This is a genomic window from Serratia sp. EWG9 (assembly GCF_019913725.1).
GTDB lineage: Bacteria > Pseudomonadota > Gammaproteobacteria > Enterobacterales > Enterobacteriaceae > Serratia > Serratia ureilytica.
On the sequence record NZ_JADNRO010000003.1, the window covers coordinates 324,898 to 342,868 of the forward strand.

23 protein-coding genes and 1 pseudogene are annotated in these 17,971 nt (G+C 58.8%); 8 read left to right on the forward strand and 16 right to left on the reverse strand.

Going from position 1 to position 17,971, the window contains the following annotated elements; all coding sequences use genetic code 11:
• Window positions 1-9: 9 nt before the first annotated feature.
• Entirely contained in the window at window positions 10-669 is a 660-nt protein-coding gene (gene acrR, locus ITX55_RS09715) for a multidrug efflux transporter transcriptional repressor AcrR (RefSeq protein ID WP_033642109.1), read from the reverse strand.
• Between the two features lie 142 nt (window positions 670-811).
• On the opposite strand from acrR, the gene sdeX reads away from it, so the two are divergent.
• The 4 genes and pseudogenes from sdeX to ykgO all read left to right on the forward strand — a co-directional run bounded on the left by sdeX (window position 812) and on the right by ykgO (window position 5,755).
• Window positions 812-1,999, forward strand: a complete 1,188-nt coding sequence (gene sdeX, locus ITX55_RS09720) for a multidrug efflux RND transporter periplasmic adaptor subunit SdeX (RefSeq protein WP_033642108.1) — start codon at window positions 812-814, stop codon at window positions 1,997-1,999.
• Window positions 2,000-2,015: 16 nt separating this feature from the next.
• Window positions 2,016-5,161 (forward strand): annotated as a pseudogene (sdeY, locus tag ITX55_RS09725) (multidrug efflux RND transporter permease subunit SdeY).
• Between the two features lie 186 nt (window positions 5,162-5,347).
• Window positions 5,348-5,602, forward strand: a complete 255-nt coding sequence (locus ITX55_RS09730) for a type B 50S ribosomal protein L31 (protein WP_004940303.1) — start codon at window positions 5,348-5,350, stop codon at window positions 5,600-5,602.
• Between the two features lie 12 nt (window positions 5,603-5,614).
• Window positions 5,615-5,755, forward strand: a complete 141-nt coding sequence (gene ykgO, locus ITX55_RS09735; RefSeq protein WP_004940304.1) for a type B 50S ribosomal protein L36 — start codon at window positions 5,615-5,617, stop codon at window positions 5,753-5,755.
• A 105-nt stretch (window positions 5,756-5,860) separates the two neighbouring features.
• Here the strand turns inward: ykgO and ITX55_RS09740 are convergent, their stop codons facing one another.
• The 3 genes from ITX55_RS09740 to ITX55_RS09750 are packed head-to-tail and all read right to left on the reverse strand — an operon-like array spanning window position 5,861 to window position 8,332.
• Window positions 5,861-6,739: a metal ABC transporter solute-binding protein, Zn/Mn family gene (locus ITX55_RS09740; protein WP_042783804.1), complete on the reverse strand. Its 879-nt coding sequence runs from the start codon at window positions 6,737-6,739 to the stop codon at window positions 5,861-5,863.
• Window positions 6,740-6,764: 25 nt separating this feature from the next.
• Window positions 6,765-7,622 carry a metal ABC transporter permease gene (locus tag ITX55_RS09745; protein ID WP_033642105.1) on the reverse strand — a complete coding sequence of 286 codons (858 nt, stop codon included), beginning with the start codon at window positions 7,620-7,622 and terminating at the stop codon, window positions 6,765-6,767.
• Window positions 7,619-8,332, reverse strand: coding sequence for a metal ABC transporter ATP-binding protein (locus ITX55_RS09750; RefSeq protein ID WP_047025749.1), 714 nt, complete (start codon window positions 8,330-8,332; stop codon window positions 7,619-7,621). Before ITX55_RS09750 ends, ITX55_RS09745 begins: the two co-directional genes overlap by 4 nt.
• A 409-nt stretch (window positions 8,333-8,741) precedes the next feature.
• Between ITX55_RS09750 and ITX55_RS09755 the strand changes: the two genes are divergently transcribed.
• From ITX55_RS09755 to ITX55_RS09765, 3 genes are all read left to right on the forward strand, one after another.
• Entirely contained in the window at window positions 8,742-9,095 is a 354-nt protein-coding gene (locus ITX55_RS09755) for a hypothetical protein (protein ID WP_047025751.1), read from the forward strand.
• 159 nt (window positions 9,096-9,254) lie between these two features.
• A complete protein-coding gene (tomB, locus tag ITX55_RS09760; protein ID WP_004940312.1) occupies window positions 9,255-9,623 on the forward strand; it encodes an Hha toxicity modulator TomB in 369 nt (122 codons plus the stop codon).
• 50 nt (window positions 9,624-9,673) lie between these two features.
• The gene (locus ITX55_RS09765; RefSeq protein WP_004940313.1) at window positions 9,674-9,877 is read left to right on the forward strand and encodes an HHA domain-containing protein; all 204 of its coding nucleotides are present in this window, start codon (window positions 9,674-9,676) and stop codon (window positions 9,875-9,877) included.
• Window positions 9,878-10,158: 281 nt separating this feature from the next.
• On the opposite strand, the gene ITX55_RS09770 is transcribed toward ITX55_RS09765, so the two are convergent.
• Both ITX55_RS09770 and gbpA read right to left on the reverse strand, forming a co-directional pair.
• Window positions 10,159-10,677 (reverse strand): cytochrome b, encoded by a 519-nt coding sequence (locus ITX55_RS09770; protein ID WP_033651103.1) that lies wholly within the window; start codon window positions 10,675-10,677, stop codon window positions 10,159-10,161.
• Between the two features lie 52 nt (window positions 10,678-10,729).
• Window positions 10,730-12,157, reverse strand: coding sequence for an N-acetylglucosamine-binding protein GbpA (gene gbpA, locus ITX55_RS09775; RefSeq protein ID WP_147838716.1), 1,428 nt, complete (start codon window positions 12,155-12,157; stop codon window positions 10,730-10,732).
• Between the two features lie 257 nt (window positions 12,158-12,414).
• Here gbpA and gspS point away from each other — a divergent pair, with 257 nt between their 5' ends.
• Window positions 12,415-12,777 carry a type II secretion system pilot lipoprotein GspS gene (gspS, locus tag ITX55_RS09780; protein ID WP_223085020.1) on the forward strand — a complete coding sequence of 121 codons (363 nt, stop codon included), beginning with the start codon at window positions 12,415-12,417 and terminating at the stop codon, window positions 12,775-12,777.
• On the opposite strand, the gene ITX55_RS09785 is transcribed toward gspS, so the two are convergent.
• Genes ITX55_RS09785 through gspG form a run of 10 tightly spaced genes read right to left on the reverse strand, consistent with a single transcriptional unit; the run spans window position 12,774 to window position 17,970 of the window.
• Window positions 12,774-13,589 carry an A24 family peptidase gene (locus tag ITX55_RS09785; RefSeq protein ID WP_223085021.1) on the reverse strand — a complete coding sequence of 272 codons (816 nt, stop codon included), beginning with the start codon at window positions 13,587-13,589 and terminating at the stop codon, window positions 12,774-12,776. The two genes, gspS and ITX55_RS09785, sit on opposite strands and share 4 nt — an antisense overlap.
• 15 nt (window positions 13,590-13,604) lie before the next feature.
• Entirely contained in the window at window positions 13,605-14,069 is a 465-nt protein-coding gene (gspM, locus tag ITX55_RS09790) for a type II secretion system protein GspM (RefSeq protein ID WP_033651100.1), read from the reverse strand.
• On the reverse strand, window positions 14,066-15,199 hold the full coding sequence (gspL, locus tag ITX55_RS09795; RefSeq protein WP_033651099.1) for a type II secretion system protein GspL: 1,134 nt from the start codon (window positions 15,197-15,199) through the stop codon (window positions 14,066-14,068). Before gspL ends, gspM begins: the two co-directional genes overlap by 4 nt.
• Window positions 15,200-15,202: 3 nt before the next feature.
• Complete coding sequence (locus tag ITX55_RS24030; RefSeq protein ID WP_255612307.1) at window positions 15,203-15,724, reverse strand: type II secretion system protein GspK; 522 nt, start codon at window positions 15,722-15,724, stop codon at window positions 15,203-15,205.
• Window positions 15,712-16,104, reverse strand: coding sequence for a type II secretion system protein GspK (locus ITX55_RS24035; RefSeq protein ID WP_255612308.1), 393 nt, complete (start codon window positions 16,102-16,104; stop codon window positions 15,712-15,714). The genes ITX55_RS24030 and ITX55_RS24035 overlap by 13 nt, the downstream gene beginning before the upstream one ends.
• On the reverse strand, window positions 16,101-16,463 hold the full coding sequence (gene gspJ, locus ITX55_RS09805) for a type II secretion system minor pseudopilin GspJ (protein WP_223085022.1): 363 nt from the start codon (window positions 16,461-16,463) through the stop codon (window positions 16,101-16,103). Before gspJ (ITX55_RS09805) ends, ITX55_RS24035 begins: the two co-directional genes overlap by 4 nt.
• Window positions 16,415-16,714 (reverse strand): type II secretion system minor pseudopilin GspJ, encoded by a 300-nt coding sequence (gspJ, locus tag ITX55_RS09810; protein ID WP_223085023.1) that lies wholly within the window; start codon window positions 16,712-16,714, stop codon window positions 16,415-16,417. Before gspJ (ITX55_RS09810) ends, gspJ (ITX55_RS09805) begins: the two co-directional genes overlap by 49 nt.
• Entirely contained in the window at window positions 16,711-17,076 is a 366-nt protein-coding gene (gspI, locus tag ITX55_RS09815) for a type II secretion system minor pseudopilin GspI (RefSeq protein ID WP_072022489.1), read from the reverse strand. The genes gspJ (ITX55_RS09810) and gspI overlap by 4 nt, the downstream gene beginning before the upstream one ends.
• Window positions 16,970-17,545 (reverse strand): prepilin-type N-terminal cleavage/methylation domain-containing protein, encoded by a 576-nt coding sequence (locus ITX55_RS09820; protein ID WP_069100187.1) that lies wholly within the window; start codon window positions 17,543-17,545, stop codon window positions 16,970-16,972. Before ITX55_RS09820 ends, gspI begins: the two co-directional genes overlap by 107 nt.
• On the reverse strand, window positions 17,542-17,970 hold the full coding sequence (gene gspG, locus ITX55_RS09825) for a type II secretion system major pseudopilin GspG (protein ID WP_197809399.1): 429 nt from the start codon (window positions 17,968-17,970) through the stop codon (window positions 17,542-17,544). Before gspG ends, ITX55_RS09820 begins: the two co-directional genes overlap by 4 nt.
• Window position 17,971: the final 1 nt, after the last annotated feature.

The following is a 17,971-nucleotide window of genomic DNA, read 5'->3' on the forward strand; positions in this document are numbered from 1 at the left end:
AATCTCTCCTTATAAAGGAAGGCGGTCGACGTCGGGGTTGAGGCGCAAGGTGGGGCAAAACTGCAGCATCTCCAAAAACGCATCGACCAGCGCTTCGGCTTCGGCCCGCAGATCGAAACTTTCCGGCATAAACAGCCAGTTTTCCATCAGGCCGGTGATATAACCGCGCAGGATGATCGCCGCACGGCGGGTATGCAAATCGGCGGGCAATTGCTCGTGGTGAATGCAGTTATACAGCACCGCTTCGATGCGTTCGTAGCCGGCGAGGTACAACACCTTGCGCGAATCCAGCAGCGGCATCATTTCACCGACAAACTCGCATTTGTGGAATATAATCTCCATCAACGCCCGCCTGCGGCCGTCTTCAACCGTAGACGTCAGAATGTAAATCAGAATTTCCCGGATAACCCGCAGTGGATTATCGGGAAACTTTGCCTGATACTCTGTTTCGAGCTGGTCAATTTTCGGCTCGGTAGATTCCCAAACTTCATTAAACAGGTCTACCTTATTCTTGAAGTGCCAGTAAATGGCTCCACGCGTAACCCCGGCAGCGGTGGCAATATCTGTCAGTGACGTTGCAGCAACGCCACGTTCAGAGAACTCTCTCACCGCAGCATCGAGGATTTGCTGTCGGGTTTCCTGCGCCTGCTGTTTGGTTTTTCGTGCCATGGCATTGTTATTTAGGGGGAGTGTGATTTACATACATTCGCGAATGTATGTACCATAGCACGCACATATAATTAACGCAGCAATGGGTTTTAAAGCTTGTGATCCATTGATCATTTTGAAATCGGACACTTGAGGTTTTTCTATGAACAAAAACAGAGGGTTAACGCCTCTGGCGGCCGTTCTGATGCTTTCAGGCAGCTTAGTGCTAACAGGATGTAACGATAAAGAAACCCAACAGCAAGGCGCCCAACAGCAGGCTCCTGAAGTGGGCGTAGTCACTTTGAAGGCCGAGCCTCTCAATATCACTACCGATCTTCCTGGCCGCACCGCTGCGTATCGCATCGCCGAAGTTCGCCCTCAGGTCAGCGGCATCATCCTGAAGCGTAACTTCGTTGAAGGCAGCGATATCAAGGCCGGGACGTCTCTGTACCAAATCGATCCCGCGACCTATCAGGCCAGCTACGACAGCGCGAAAGGCGATTTGGCCAAAGCGCAGGCCAGCGCTTCCATCGCGCGCGTGACGGTAAACCGCTACAAGCCATTGCTGGGCACCAGCTACATCAGCAAGCAGGACTATGACAACGCCGTGTCCACGCTGCAGCAAGCGGATGCCGCCGTGGTGGCCGCCAAGGCCGCCGTGGAAACCGCGCGCATCAACCTGGCGTACACCAAGGTGACCTCTCCGATCTCCGGCCGCATCGGCAAATCCGCCGTGACCGAAGGCGCGCTGGTCAGCAACGGCCAGGCAACCGCCCTGTCCACCGTGCAGCAGCTGGATCCGATGTATGTCGACGTCACCCAGTCGAGCACCGACTTCCTGCGCCTGAAGCAAGAACTGGCCAGCGGCGCGCTGAAGCAGGAAAACGGCAAGGCCAAAGTGAAACTGATGCTGGAAAACGGCACCGAGTACGCGCAGGAAGGCACGCTGGAGTTCTCCGACGTCACCGTCGATGAGACCACCGGCTCCATCACCATTCGCGCCCTGTTCCCTAACCCGAACGATACGCTGTTGCCTGGCATGTTCGTGCGCGCCCGTCTGGACGAAGGCGTACGCAGCGATGCGTTGCTGGTGCCTCAACAGGGCGTCACCCGCAACCCGCGCGGCGACGCGACGGCGTTGGTGGTAGGGGCAGACAACAAAGTTGAGCTGCGCACGCTGAAGGCGGACCAGGCGATTGGCGACAAATGGCTGGTTACCGATGGCCTGAAAGCCGGCGATCGCGTCATCGTCACCGGCCTGATGAAAGTGCATCCGGGCGCGCAGGTAAAAGTGCAGGAAGTTGACACTCAGGCGCAAAAACAGCCGCAGTCTGAAGCGCAGAAGTCATAAAAGGAGCCTGTAATACATGGCTAAGTTCTTTATAGACCGCCCAATTTTCGCCTGGGTAATCGCCATCATCGTCATGTTGGCGGGGGTGCTTGCAATAATGAAACTGCCAATCGCGCAGTATCCCACTATTGCACGCCGGCGGTGAGTATTTCCGCCAACTACCCGGGTGCAGATGCCAAAACGGTGCAGGATACCGTCACACAGATTATCGAACAGAACATGAACGGTATCGATAACCTGATGTACATGTCCTCCACCAGTGATTCCTCTGGTAGCGTCACCATTACCCTGACGTTTGAGTCCGGCACCGATCCTGACATCGCGCAGGTTCAGGTCCAGAACAAACTGTCGTTGGCCACCCCGCTGCTGCCGCAAGAAGTTCAGCAGCAGGGCCTGAAAGTAGAAAAATCCAGCAGCAGCTTCCTGATGGTGGCCGGCTTCGTTTCCGACGATCCGAACATGACTCAGGACGATATTGCGGACTACGTGGCGTCCAACATCAAGGACCCGATCAGCCGTTCGTCCGGCGTGGGTGAAGTGCAGCTGTTCGGTGCCCAGTACGCGATGCGCATTTGGCTGGATCCGAACAAGCTGAACAACTACCAGCTGACGACCACGGATGTGACCTCCGCCATCACCGAGCAGAACAACCAGATCGCCGCAGGCCAGCTGGGCGGCCTGCCGCCGGTGCCGGGGCAGCAGTTGAACGCCTCGATCATCGCGCAGACCCGTCTGACTTCGCCGGAAGAGTTCGGCAAGATCCTGCTGAAGGTCAATACCGACGGTTCCCAGGTGCGCCTGCGCGACGTCGCTCACATTGAGCGCGGCGCGGAAAGCTATGCCGTTACCGCGCGTTATAACGGCAAGCCTGCCGCCGGCCTGGGTATCAAACTGGCGACCGGCGCCAACGCCTTGAACACCGCCAAAGGTGTGAAAGACGAGCTGGCCAAGATGGCGCCCTTCTTCCCGCAAGGGATGAAAGTGGTTTATCCGTACGACACCACCCCATTCGTTAAGATCTCCATCAACGAAGTGGTGAAAACGCTGATCGAAGCCATCATCCTGGTATTCCTGGTGATGTATCTGTTCCTGCAGAACTTCCGCGCGACGCTGATCCCAACCATCGCGGTGCCGGTGGTGTTGCTGGGGACCTTTGCGATACTCGCGGCGTTCGGCTTCTCGATAAACACCCTGACGATGTTCGGCATGGTGTTGGCGATCGGCCTACTGGTGGATGACGCCATCGTGGTGGTGGAAAACGTCGAGCGCGTCATGTCCGAAGAGGGGCTGCCGCCGAAAGAAGCTACCCGTAAATCGATGGGCCAGATCCAGGGCGCGCTGGTGGGTATCGCCATGGTGCTGTCGGCGGTATTCGTGCCGATGGCGTTCTTCGGCGGTTCAACCGGCGCCATCTATCGTCAGTTCTCGATCACCATCGTGTCCGCGATGGCGCTGTCGGTGCTGGTGGCCTTGATCCTGACGCCGGCGCTGTGCGCCACCCTGCTCAAACCGATCCCGAAAGGCGATCACGGGGTTAAAACGGGCTTCTTCGGCTGGTTTAACCGCATGTTCGAGAAGAGCACGCATCACTATACCGACAGCGTGGGCAACATCCTGCGCAGCACCGGCCGCTACCTGATCATCTACCTGCTGATCGTGGTTGGCATGGGCCTGCTGTTCCTGCGCCTGCCTTCTTCGTTCCTGCCGGACGAAGATCAGGGCATCCTGTTGACCATGGTGCAGTTGCCTGCCGGCGCCACCGAATCCCGCACCAACAAGGTGTTGGAAGAAGTCTCCGACTACTTCCTGAACAAGGAAAAGGACAACGTGGTTTCGGTGTTTACCGTCGCGGGCTTCGGCTTCAACGGTAACGGCCAGAACAACGGCCTGGCATTCGTCAGCCTGAAAGACTGGGGTGAGCGGCCGGGGGCCGGGAACAAGGTGGAAGCGATCGCGGGTCGCGCCATGGGCGCCTTCTCGCAGATTAAAGAAGGCCTGGTGTTCCCGTTCAACCTGCCGGCGATCATCGAACTCGGTACCGCAACCGGCTTCGACTTCGAGCTGATTGACCAGGGCGGCCTGGGGCACGAAAAACTGACCGAAGCGCGTAACCAGCTGTTGGGCATGGTTGCTCAGCATCCGGACGTGCTGGTGGGCGTGCGCCCGAACGGCCTGGAAGATACGCCGCAGTTCAAACTGATCGTCGATCAGGAGAAAGCCAAGGCGCTGGGCGTGAGCATCACCACCATCAACAGCACGCTGAGCACCGCACTGGGCGGTTCATACGTCAACGACTTCATCGACCGCGGTCGTGTGAAGAAGGTGTACGTACAGGCCGAAGCGCCGTTCCGCATGCTGCCGGAAGACATCAACAAGTGGTACGTGCGCGGTACCAGCGGCCAGATGGTGCCATTCTCAGCCTTCTCTTCGGCGAAATGGGAATACGGCTCACCGCGTCTGGAACGCTATAACGGCTTGCCGTCGATGGAAATTCTGGGCCAGGCTGCACCGGGCAAGAGTACCGGTGAAGCGATGAACCTGATGGAACAGCTGGCGTCCAAACTGCCAAGCGGCATCGGTTACGACTGGACCGGCATGTCCTATCAGGAACGTCTGTCGGGCAACCAGGCGCCGGCGCTGTACGCCATCTCGATTCTGGTGGTGTTCCTGTGTCTGGCGGCGCTGTATGAAAGCTGGTCCGTGCCGTTCTCGGTCATGCTGGTATTGCCGCTGGGGGTTATCGGTGCGTTGTTGGCCGCGACGATGCGCGGCATGAATAACGACGTGTACTTCCAGGTGGGGCTGTTGACCACCATCGGTCTATCGGCGAAGAACGCCATCCTGATCGTGGAATTCGCCAAGGATCTGATGGAGAAAGAAGGCAAAGGTCTGATCGAAGCGACGTTGGAAGCGGTGCGTATGCGTCTGCGTCCAATTCTGATGACGTCCCTGGCCTTCATCCTCGGGGTTCTGCCGCTGGTTATCAGCAGCGGCGCAGGCTCCGGCGCACAGAACGCGGTAGGTACCGGCGTAATGGGCGGGATGATCACCGCGACCGTATTGGCGATCTTCTTCGTACCGGTGTTCTTCGTGGTGGTTCGCCGCCGCTTCAGCAAGAAGAACGAAGACCTGGAACACAGCCACCCGGTAGAGCATCACTGATCGTTCAGTGAAGGGATTTCTACCCGATAATCGAAAAGGCCGCGCATGCGGCCTTTTTCTTTTGCTTCAGTTGCTTAATGCAAACCGTTCTCATTAATTCACTCGTGTGTGCAATTTACGCTTGATCGTGATGCCCGGTCGGCGCATAATTACTGTTATAGTATAACATTACATGAGAGAGCCATTATGAAACCCGGCATCCATCCCGATTATCGCACCGTGGTGTTCCACGACGTCAGCGCCAACGCCTACTTCAAAGTGGGATCGACCATCAAAACCGATCGCACCATCGAGCTGGACGGCGAAAGCTGGCCGTATGTCACCCTCGACGTCTCTTCCGCTTCGCATCCGTATTACACCGGCAAGCAGAAAGACTATTCCAAAGAAGGCAGCACGGCGCGCTTCCAGCAGCGCTTTGGCCGCTTTATCGGCAATAAGTAACAAGGAACCCCCATGCAGGTATTGAGTTCATTGCGTTCGGCGAAAAATCGCCACCCGGATTGCAAAGTCGTGCGTCGTCGTGGCCGCATCTATGTGATCTGTAAAAGCAATCCGCGATTCAAAGCGGTACAGGGACGTAAGAAAAAGCGTTAACTCCAAAGTGTCATCTGTCGCAAAGCCCCGTTGCTGCTCAACGGGGCTTTTTTTATGGCGAGAAAGTGCCTGCAAGCTGCCCCCGCCGGCAAGCGGGGGCGGAGATTACTTCATGCTGCTCAGCAGCGCGTCGACATTGTGCTTGAACGCCTGCTCATAGGTGGCCGCCGGGCCGCCCACGCGCGAGAGCGCTTCAGGGTACAGCTCGCCGCCCGCCTTGGCGCCGGTGGCGGCGGCAATCTGTTTCACCAGCCGCGGATCGGTCTGGTTTTCGATAAAGTAAGCGTTAACTTTTTCCTGTTTGATTTGCTTGATCAGGCCGGCCACATCGCTGGCGCTGGCTTCGGCCTCGGTGGAAAATCCGACCGGCGCAAGGAAGGTGACGCCATACTCTTGCCCAAAGTAACCAAAGGCATCATGGCTGGTGAGCACCTTACGTTTCTGCGGCGGCACAGCGGCGAACTGGGTTTTGGCCCACAGATCCAGCTTTTGCAACTGCTGAATGTATTCGGCGCCGCGCTGGCGAAAATAGTTGGCATCCTCGGGATCGGCGGCGATCAGGGCGTTCATCACGTTGGTGGCGTACTGCACGCCGTTTTTCATGCTGTTCCAGGCGTGGGGATCGGTAATCGGTTTGCCGTCCTCCTCCATTTGGCGGGTGTTGATGCCCTGTGACGCGGTAATCACCTGTCCTTTATAACCCGAAGCGCTGACCAGGCGATCGATCCACCCTTCCAGCCCCAGGCCGCTGACGAACACCACGTCGGCCTGCGCCAACGTCTTGCCGTCCTGCGGCGAAGGCTCGAAGCTGTGCGGATCGCCATCCGGCCCCACCAGCGTGCTGACCTTGACGTGATCGCCCCCCACCTGTTTAACGATATCTCCCAGAATGGAAAAGCTGGCGACGGCGTCGACGGTCTTCGCCATCGCCAATGGGCTGGCCAGCAGAGCAGCAACCGCCAGCGATATAGGTAAACGTTTCATATTTTCTCCTTGCAAATGGCACTTCTCAACGGCGCGCAAAGGCGTAAATGCCTCCGCGCGTTCCAAACAGGATCGAGACAAAGAAGATGACGCTGGCGCTGAGCACGATCGCCGGACCGGCAGGCAGCGAAGCGTAGTAGGACCACACCAGCCCAGTCAGGCTGGACAGCGCGCCGATACCCATCGCCACCGCCAGCGTCTGCGGCAGATTGCGCGCCCAGAAGCGTGCGCTGGCGGCGGGCAGCATCATCAGCCCCACCGACATCAGGGTGCCGAGGATCTGGAACCCCGCCACCAGATTGACCACCACCAGCGCCAAAAACAGGCCGTGGATCAGCGCCAACCGGCGCGGCGCGTTAACGCGCAGGAAAGTGACGTCGAAGGACTCGATCACCAACGCGCGGTACAGCGCCGCCAGCGCCAGCAGCGACACCGTGGCGATCGCACCGACCATCAGCATCGCCTGCGCATCCACCGCCAGAATCGAACCGAACAGCACGTGCAGCAGATCCACGCTGGAACCGCGCAGCGAGACCAACGTGACCCCGAGCGCCAGCGACCCCAGATAGAATCCGGCGAAGCTGGCGTCCTCTTTCAGCGGCGTGCGGCGGCTCACCAGGCCGGACAACATCGCCACCGCCAGCCCGGCGATAAAGCCGCCCACGCCCATGGCCACCAGCGACATGCCGGAAATCAGATAACCGATTGCCGCGCCGGGCAACACCGCGTGGGACAATGCATCCCCCACCAGGCTCATGCGGCGCAGCAACAGAAACACCCCCAGCGGGGCGGCGCTGAGCGACAGCGCCAGACACGCCATCAATGCGCGACGCATAAAACCGAAAGAGAGAAAAGGGTCGATAAGCCCATGCAACAGCATCATGGCGCCACCACCCGCAGGCTCGGCTGCCGTTCGGCGGCGAGATACCGCGGCACCTGTTCCAGCACGCGCTCGGCCGCGCCCCAATGACACGCCTGCGGGGTCAGCAACAGCACCTGCGGAAAATGCTCGGCGACCATCGACATGTCATGCAGGACGGCGATCACCGTTCTCCCCTGCTGGTGCAGCTGCGCGATCACCTGCAGCAGGATCTGCGTAGTGGCGCTGTCGATGCCGGTGAAGGGTTCATCCAGCAGGATCAACGGCGCCTGTTGGACCAGCAGTCGCGCAAACAGCACCCGCTGCAGCTGGCCGCCGGAGAGCTCGCCCACCGGACTGTGCGCCAGCGCGCTCATGCCGACGCTCGCCAGCGCCTCATTAACCTGGCTCGCCGCACGCTGATTCATACCGCCGAACATGCCGCTTTGCGGCCAACATCCCATCGCCACCAGATCGCTCACCGCGATCGGGAATTGCCGATCCAGCTCCGCCTGCTGCGGTAAATAAGCCTTGCGCGGCGGCTTTTCACCGCTAAAGTCCAGGCGACCCGCCACAGGCGGCAACAAACCGGCGAGCGTTTTCAGCAACGTCGATTTCCCTGCCCCGTTAACGCCCACCACCGCGGTTAACGAACCGGCGCTAAACTGCCCGCTCAGCGGCGGGAAAAGCGGCGTGGCGCCATAGCCTATCGCCAGCTGACGTAATGAAATCATGGCAGCGACACCGCCCAAAAAATGCCGAGCCACAGCAGAGTCAACAAAACGATAGCGCCCGCACAGCGCACGGCCGCGGAGGTGGTGAACAACGAATTCAGTGACGACGCGGCGTCATTTTGAGAAGTGGGAATCAAGGGAATAACCAAAGCAGCAGATTTATAGTTACAATATAACATCACAATTAATAGTATGTCTCAAGCGTTGCCGGACTCATTAATGCAACGGAACGTAACAGCTCGTCGCGCAGCAGGTCCCTCCCCCCTCGCCCCCTTATCAAACTCAGGGATATTCACGTTCGGCAAAAATGTTGGCGGAAGGTAAAAAAACAGCGGTAAATCGAAAAATTTACCGGCGCGAGTGGAAAAGGAGTAAGATGAGCAGATAACATTGTTGTTGGCCGAGATTAATGCTTGTTACCCTTGCCTGTAACCTGGACGTCAACGCACTTTCTGTTAAAAAATTAAAGAAAGTGATTAATGACAATATTGCGGAGTTAGTGCCGTCGCTGACCAGCGGACTCAGTTTTTATTCTGAAAGCGCACGCTATGCCGAAGATTCATTAGAAATACTTGATATAGTGCAACAAGGTGACAGCGATTATTCAATGAGTTATCGCTATAAGTGGGGCATTTTTAATGCTTGCCTGGATATCAACAGCGAAGACACGATCAGCGATAGCGTCCGGTTCCGTGTGGCGCAACGGGGTTTAATCTTCGACATCATTGATAACTCACGCCCATCAACCGCGGATGAATTGTAAGTTTACGTAATAACTGCAGGCCAAACGCGAAAAAATGATTTATATTCATTTTACGGGAAGTTTATTTAACCACCGTTAAGCTGCCTCCGTTCATGATGTAAATCAGCTTACTCACATAGTGTTATCAACACCGCCATTAAGACTTACGGAGGGGATGATATGGATGAGTATTCGCCTAAGCGACACGACATTGCTCAACTCAAATTCTTGTGCGAAAATTTGTATGATGAAGGTATCGCCACCCTGGGAGACAGCCACCACGGGTGGGTCAACGATCCGACATCCTCCGTCAACCTTCAGCTTAATGAGTTGATCGAACATATCGCTTCGTTTGTGATGAGTTATAAAATTAAATACATGGACGAATCCGATTTGTCGGAGTTAGTCGAGGAATATCTCGACGATACCTATACGCTGTTCAGCAGCTACGGTATCAATGATTCCGACCTGCGCCGCTGGCAAAAAACCAAGGCGAGATTATTCAGAATGTTCTCAGGAGAGGACATCTGTACGACAATGAAAACTTAGGGGATAATTATTCCCGAGCTATTTTACGGTTATTAAACTAAAAGGCCACCATGACTAAAACCGACTATCTGATGCGTTTACGTAAATGCACCACGATTGATACTCTCGAACGTGTTATTGAAAAAAATAAGTACGAGCTTTCCGATGATGAACTGGAGCTGTTTTACTCAGCCGCCGATCATCGTTTGGCGGAGCTGACCATGAACAAGCTGTATGACAAAATCCCCACCTCCGTTTGGAAATATGTCAGATAATCAGCCCCCAACGCGTTGAGCCGATGCTTTTATCGGCTTCAATGTTCAAGTTGAATAGGTCATTTTCCTATTGACAACGAAATGTTAATTACACTCATCTTTGCCGTTAATAATAAATAGCAACAATTCTCGGTTAATGCCCGGGGTATTACTCCTTAACGCTATTCACGCGTGAAGACGCTCGCCTCACATTGCCTGTGTGGTGCACATCGCGGCGAATATCCCTGAGGCCATCGCTGCCACGCCGCCGCGCCGGGCGGCGTGATCCATCACCGCCAGGCTCAGAGCATGCGGCGTAAAATCGCCCGCCGGGCGAAACAGTGATGCTTAATCACCGCCGCGATGTGCAGTACAATCATGGCCGACAGCGCGATGCATGAATAACGGTGCACGGCGAAAAAGAAACGATTAACCTCAAGATTCGCAATCGGACGGGGAAAATCGATCGCGCCGAAAACCGCAAAGCCGTGCTCCAGCATAAGAAAGCCGCTCAGCAACACCACAAAAATCAGCAGGTAGAATATTTCGTGCAGCAAATGCACCAACCCCTTCTCGCGCCCTTGCAGCATATCGCCATAAGGCACTTTAGGCCGGAAAAAACGCCAGATAAAGCGCGCCGCCATCAGCGGTGTCAGCACCAAGGCCAACGACATATTGGTCACGGAGAAAAAGGCGAAGATGCGCGCATCCGTCATAAAATGCAGTGAATAACCCACGATCATGACGTAGATCATCACGGCGGCAATGCCCCAATGCAGTAACCGACTGAAAAGATCGTAACGGGCAGGTTCGTGTGACATAAAGCTCCTTTAAAAGCGGCCATCATTGGCCGCTTGACTATCCGATTCGCACTTACTTTTTCACGACCCAGGCGTCCTGCCAGTTGGATCCCACGCCCGGCTCAAACTGAGTCGCGCCGCTGTTCCACTGCATGCAGTAACCGCTGTAAGGGAAAGGTTTGCACTGATAAACCTTGCCGTCTTTCGGTTGCAGCACCGTGGTGCCGGCGGTGTATTTACTCAGCGCGTTCGGGAAGACGAAGTTGTAGTCGCCATTGCCGCCACCGCCGGTGGATTCAGCTTCCAGATTGAAGTTTTCGATATCCGGCTGAATGCTCTGCCCATTGTCATTGCTGGCGATCACTTTCAGCATGTGGTGGCCCTCGCTGACGTTGTTCAGCGCGATGGTCAGCGGCTGGCTGGCGTCTTCCAGCGTCTCTTTCACGTAGCCTTTTTCCGTCTGGCCGTGATCGTAAACGCGCGCTTCAACGGTCAATTTGCCTTTAACCTCGGCATTGAAGGTCAGCTGAGCTTTACCGTCCTTGATCTTGGTGCTGGACAGGTTGCCGATGCGGATCTCTTCGGTGATAGCCGGCGTTTCTTCCTCATAGGAGATCACCACGCTCTTCATCGTGCTGCCTTGTTTGGCGAAGACCGCATTATTGCCAAACACCGGATTGACGTTGCCTTTACCGTCTTTCACCCCGGCACGCACCGTTTTCTGTTCGGCGTTGATCTTGCTGGCCAACGCGTGGCTCCAGCGGTTTTTGTCGGTCAGCGCCTCACTGTCGATCGCCAGCTCGGTTTTCATCGTCAGCACTTCACCGTCCGCATCGAAGAAGCGGGCGATCACCTTGTCGCCAACCTGCAGGTTTTTGCCGGTGAGAGAGCCTTGCAGCTGCTTGCGCCATTCGGACACGACGCCGTCGTCCTCGAAGTTGACGTCAACCACCTGATAGAAGCTGTTCACCGTGTCATTAATTTCCCACACGCCATAAATCACCTGATAGCCGGTTCTCTCCGGCACCACGCACTGGTGCACTTCGCGATCTTTTGGCGCCTGAGCATGGCCATCGACTTCACAGAACGGCTCTTTTTCGAAAGCCTCGCGCGACAGCGGCTTATTCACGTCCCAGTCTTGTTTGGTGATGTAATAACGCCAGTTATTGGTTTTGTGCTTGGCGGTGTGGTACCAGGTGAACGTCTGCGGTCCCGGCTTCATGGTGTTCAACGCCCAGACGTTGACGCCCTGACGATCCAGCGGCTCGAAACCGCCCACCCCGCCGCTGGCCAGCTGGCCGTCGCGCGGCGTCGCGCCGCCAGGGAAGCCGGAAACCTGCTCGACGCTCTGCGGTTCCCACTGCGCTCGGCCGCAGTCGGTGTTGCTGCCCAGCTTGCACTTGTAGGCGCGGCTCTCGGGCACTTCGATATAACCGTGCGACCAGGCGGCCGAGGAGGCAGTGAGCGCTGCCATCATCAGGGCGATTTTGGATAATTTCATTACGACTCCAGTTAAATTTATTGGATTCCAACTGAGTGAGAAGAAACTCAAAGAGATGCGGCGATACCGCGAGAGGAATAATAAGTAGAAGCCCTGAACGCCCGGCACTTAGAATGCATTAAAATAATAAAACCTAATGCCGTCAGAATATTAAACCGCATGATAAAGGGTTAAAATACTCCTGACCTCGTAAAGCGCCGCCATGCGGCGCAAGAAAATACCGACACCGCGCCAATTAATTCCACAGGGAAAATAACGTGACATTGAAAAACATCGCCACGGCGTTCATGGCATGCCTGCTGTTATCCGGCTGTCAGCACGCCGCCAAATCGGCCCCTGACGCCGTCATCCAGCGCGACCAGCTGTCATCGCTGGTCGGCGCCGGCCAGTTTCTGAGAGAACGCTGCAACCGCGCCGATATCCCGACCAACGACCCACTCGCGGCGGCGGCGTTGCAGGCGGCGGAGAGAAAAGGCTGGGCGCCGGCGCTTAATCGCACCCAGTTGCTTGATGCAGGCAAAAACGTCGCCGCGCAGCTGGAGGCCGACGCCACGCCGTTGCAAGAGAAGTGCAGCGGACTCAACCGAACGCTGGCGCCGTTTTTAGCCCAGCTCCGTTAACCCGCCAGCGGTAGCGCAAGCCACTGGCAGGCTACCGCGCCGCCGCCCGCCGCCGCCAACCCCGGGCCGAAAGGCAGGGGCTGTGCCCCATCGCCGCCGCGCCACACCCGCAGCAGTAGCCACAGCAGGCTGCCGGTGGCGGCAAACAGCAGAATCGACGGCAAAACGGCATAGCCGCCCCAGGCGCCGAGCGCCGCCAGCAGTTTAAAATCGCCGTATCCCAGCCCCTCGCGGCCGGTCGCGAGACGAAATCCCCAATACAGCAGCCACAGCGTCAAATACCCCGCCAGCGCGCCGATGACCGCCGTCGGCAAAAATGCCGGGTGCGCCAGGCAATGCCACAACAGCCCGGCCCACAGCAGCGACAGCGTCAGGCAATCCGGCAACAGCTGACGCTCGCTGTCGATCGCCGCCAAGGCCAGCAGCAATGCAGCAAACGCCAACATGAAAAACCAATCCACACCGATGCCGACGCGCCAGGCCAGCGTTATTCCCATTAGCATCAGCAATAACTCCACCAGTGGATAACGGATGGAAATAGGCGTGCGACAATAACGACAGCGACCGCGCAACAGCAGCCAACTTAATAAAGGAATATTATCGAGCGCCGATATTTTCATTGTGCAACACGGGCAGAATGAACGCGGCAAAAAGAGATTAAATCGTTCGGCCTGCGCCATTTCCATTTCGCGCTCAAGCATGACAGGCAGCCGATAAACGACCACATTGATAAAACTGCCGATGCACAGGCTCAACACAGCGCTAAATAGCAGCCAGTGTTCATCGGCCACTGCGTTTATTGCGGATAGCATGGTTCTCTGGATCCTCTATTGTCGTCGCGTGGGTGACATCGCCGGTTGCGCCGTTACCCGCAGTTGGCTTATTTGCACCACGCCCGGCGCCTGCCCCGCACGTTCTGCGGCGAGTGAGAGCACGCGGATCCCGTGCTCGCGTTGCAGGGCGGCCAGCCACGGCAACAGGCGTTCAAACGGCACGGGCGGCAGCGTGACCCGCACATCCGCTTCACTTTCCGTCAGTTCGGCGATGGCGATGCGATATGCCAGCGCACTCTGTCGCAGTCGCTCCGGCAGTTGCTCGCGCGCGGCGGCGCTCTGCGGCAAACGCGCCTGCAATTGTTGGATGACGCGCGCCTGCTCCCGCAGCGCCGCCAGCCGTTGTGCGTTTTTTTGCGCCTGTGAAAACTGATACAGGCAGTAGCCGCAGGCCATCAGCATCAACAGGCTTAACAGCACTGCCCGCCGCAGCGCCTTATCGCGCCAACCGATGTTCATCGCTCACCTCTCACCGTCAGGATCGCCTGGTTAGGCGCGCTTCCCTCGCTGAACGTCATGCTGACGCCACCGTCGTTGACCGGCGCCGGCAGCGGCGCGTCGTTTCTGTTTACCGTCACCACCAAACGATCGTCGGCGGCGTCGAAAGCCAGCGCCTGCAACTGCGGAGGTTCCCAGACAGCAAGCGCCTCGGCCGCGTAGGGCAACAGCCTGAACAGCTGCGGCGCATTCAGGGTGTCTTGCATACGCCGTGCCCACGCTTGCGCCGCCCGTTCGGCGAACGCCGGCGCGGTCTCGCCACTCGGCAGCAGGCGCTGAGTCAGCGCCGTTATCTGGCTTTCGCTCTGTCTGGCCATTAATTGGTGATGCAAGCCCCCCACCAGCAGCGAACCGCTGAGCAACAGCATCGCGCAGGCGGTCTTATCGGGCAGACGGCGCGGCCAGCGCACGCCCGGTTTGAAACGCCCCTGCAACAGCGTGGATGTGCTGTTCCAGGCCTCTTCCGCCAATCGCCACAGCGGATCCTCATCGATACGCGCCGTTTCCCAGCCCGCCGGCACCTCTCCGCCACTGTGCAGACACCAATCCGGCGTCGGCCACGGGACGCTGTCCCCCCAGGCATCGGGCAACTGCATGCCCTGCATGCCCCCCGTTCGGAGCAGCCAGTGTCCGCGCCAGCGCAGTGCGCTGCATTGGTTCGGCAACGGCAACGCCAGCACGTCGGGCAGCAGGGCATCGACGCGAATGCCGCAGGCGTTGAGGCTATCAACCCACCCTTGCATCTGCGCCAGCGCAACGCCGGCGATAGTGAAATCGCGCTGCACCTTGCCCAGCACCGCCCAATGCATCTGCTCGACATCGGTCAACAACCCGGTCTCATGGGAGTACGCCAGCGCCAGCGGCGTCGCCTGCCGGGCCTTGCCCTGGAATGTCGTTTGTCTCAGCACCACATGACGGGCAGGCACCAGCACCACGACCCGGCTGCCCTGCGCCATGGCCGCCAACTCACTACCGCCTTCGGCCAGATCGAGGCGGGCGGCAAAGCGGCAGCGCGTCTCGCCGACGCGGCCCCAGCGCACATCGGCCATCGCATCATCGTCCAGCGCGATAAGCAGGATGGTGTTCGCCATCGTTTACCCTTCCCCTCTGTCGAACCGACGTCCGCTGACCGTGATGCCTGACGGGCCCGGCTGCAACGCGCTGACCAGCCGATAGCGTCCGTCGTTCAGCCTAAGCTGCAGCTGCGCAATCCAGCGGTTATCGTCGAAAATAAGTCGCTCGCCAAGGCCATCCTCGCCCAGCGCCTGCAGCGCTTTTTCCTGCGACAAAAACGCCAGCGTCTGCCAGCCCTGCGGCGGACGGGCCGCCAGCAGCGCCCGCAGCCGCTCATCGCTCAGCGCGTTCATCAACATCGCCCGCAGCAGCGGCAGCTGAGCGTCGTTCACGGCGTCCGGATTGAGGCGCAGCTCGGCATCCGGCGCCGCACAAAGCAGCGGCGCCAGACGCAGATAAAGCTCGCGGTCGATGCCGGCCAGCTCCCGCAGCTCGCTGACATCCCCCATCAGATATCCTTCGCCATAGGCTCTGGCGACGATCGCATCGGCAATCGCGCCCGCCTGGGCAGCGGCGATCCCCTGATTGTTCAATAGCAGCATGAATATTCGCCTCTCCTTATTGGGGGGGCCCCCTCGCTATCGCCGACATCCGCCGGGCCGGCGGCGCGGATCAGGGCGTTGAGGTTGAAACAGGCGTCAACGCGGCGCAGACGTATCGCCACTTCCCCCTCTTCGGTGCGCATGCTGAAGGCCACCCCTGATGCCCCCCACGCCTTCCGCTGCTCTCCCGCCTGCTGCAGCCGCTGCCGGGCGTAGCTCTCGCCGCCCAGCAGCAACCATTTCGCCCGTAACCGATCCTGCTGAGACTGGGTGCGCGCCAGCGAACGCTGCCAGTTATCGTTGATATTGACCGCCACGATCGCCATCAGCGACATCATCAGCAACACCATCAACAGCGCCATACCGCGTTGTTTATTCATAATGGCCTCGCGGCAGGCAACGTGACGATGCGCCGGACTTCCCCCAGCGCGGGGGTGTCGATGGCGATCTCCACCGCCTGCGGCAGCAGCCCGCCGGCGCGCCAGGCCGTCAACCATTCGCCCTGCCGGTAAAAACGCAGTTGGAACCGCGTCACCTCAGACAGCAGCAGCACGCTGCGCACCGCCGCCTGCGGGCTGCTCAAACTCGGGTAACTGAGGCGTTCGAGCCGCCCCTGCCGGTAGCGATACGCCACCCGCTCCTGCGTGGCGCGCGGCAATCGGGCCTGGGGGTTCGGCCAGCCGTTTCGGATCAGCAACAGCTGAAAATCGCCGCCTTCCTCTCCCGCCGTCTGCAGCACCGCAAACTCCGGCGCCGCCGGCCAGCGTTTATCGCCGGTCGCGCGCGCGCCTGCGCCTGCGTCAAATCGCGCTCGACGATCGCCAGCGCCCGTTGCAGCTGGGTCAACTGCGTCGATTTGCGCTGGGTGATTTCGTCGTTTTTCAGCACGCCTCTGAAGACCGTCAATGCGGTGAGCGACAGCATGGCGAACAGGGCGATGGCCAACAGCATTTCCACCAGCGTAAAACCCCGTTGCAAAGCGCGCTTCACAACAACGCCCTGTAGGTGAGCATCTCCACCAGCGCATTGCGATCCTGCGGGTCGCGCCTGACTTCAATCGCGATCGCCCGCATCCCGGCGTCGCTGGTCTCCCGCCCGCGATAGCGCCAGTGCCAGGTTTCACCGGCCATTACCGTGGTGCCCGAATGCCAGGCGAGCGTCGGTGGGCGGGGCTCGAGCTGCAGCAGCGTCAGCTGGTTGTCCGCCACCCACAGCGCCACGGTCTTGGCTTCGATCGCGCTCAGGCTACGCACCTGGCCGCCGGTGCTGTTGATCAGCGCCAGACAGCCGATGGCGAAGATCATCATGGCCACCATCACTTCCAGCAGCGTCATGCCCTGCTGGCGTCTCATTTTCCGCGTCATCGCAACGAATGTCCGTCGTTTCAAATACAAAGTAACCGGGCGCCTGCAATCGCCACAGACACTTGCCCTGGGATAGCTCCACGCTGAACGCCGTGGTTTCGCCCCCCGGATACAGCCACACCTGCGGCAGCGCCGCCTCTGCGGCGAGCGCGACGGTTTGCCCTTCAACGCTCAGCCGCAGCGCGACGCCGTCCGGCAGAGCGTACTGCTCCCGGCTCTCCCGCCCCGCTTCGGCGACGCTGCGCCAACCGCCATCATCGAACGCCACGCCATACCTCACCCCTTCGCGCTCGGCCCGCTCGGCGAGGGCATTCAGCCAATGGCTCAATCGCTCTCCCTGCTGCGCCAACGGCTTCTCATCCGCCGGAAAACTCAGCATCACCAGGCCGCTGGTCACCCCCAGCAGCAGCAATACCAACATGGTCTCCAGCAGCGTAAAACCGCGTATGCGCCTCATGGCGCGTCGGCCACCCAGTTACCGATGTCATCATCGGTATCAGCGACGCCGTCCGGCCCCAGCGTGAACACATCCAGCTTGCCATGGCGCCCCGGGTTGCGCAGACGATACGCTTGCCCCCAGGGGTCTTGCGGCAAGCGGCGGATATAACCGTCTTCGGGATAATTCCTTGGGATCGGCGCCAGCGTCGGCCGGGTCACCAACGCCGCCAGCCCCTGCTCCGCGCTGGGATAACGGCCGTTATCCAGCTTGTACATACCCAGCGCGTTCTCCAGCGCGACGATATCGCTGGCGGCCTTTTGCCGATCGGCCTTCTCCTTGTTACCCATCAGGCTTGGGATGGTCAGGCTGGCCAACAGCCCCAGAATGACGATCACCACCATGATTTCCAGCAGCGTGAACCCACGCTGCCGGGACCTGCGCATA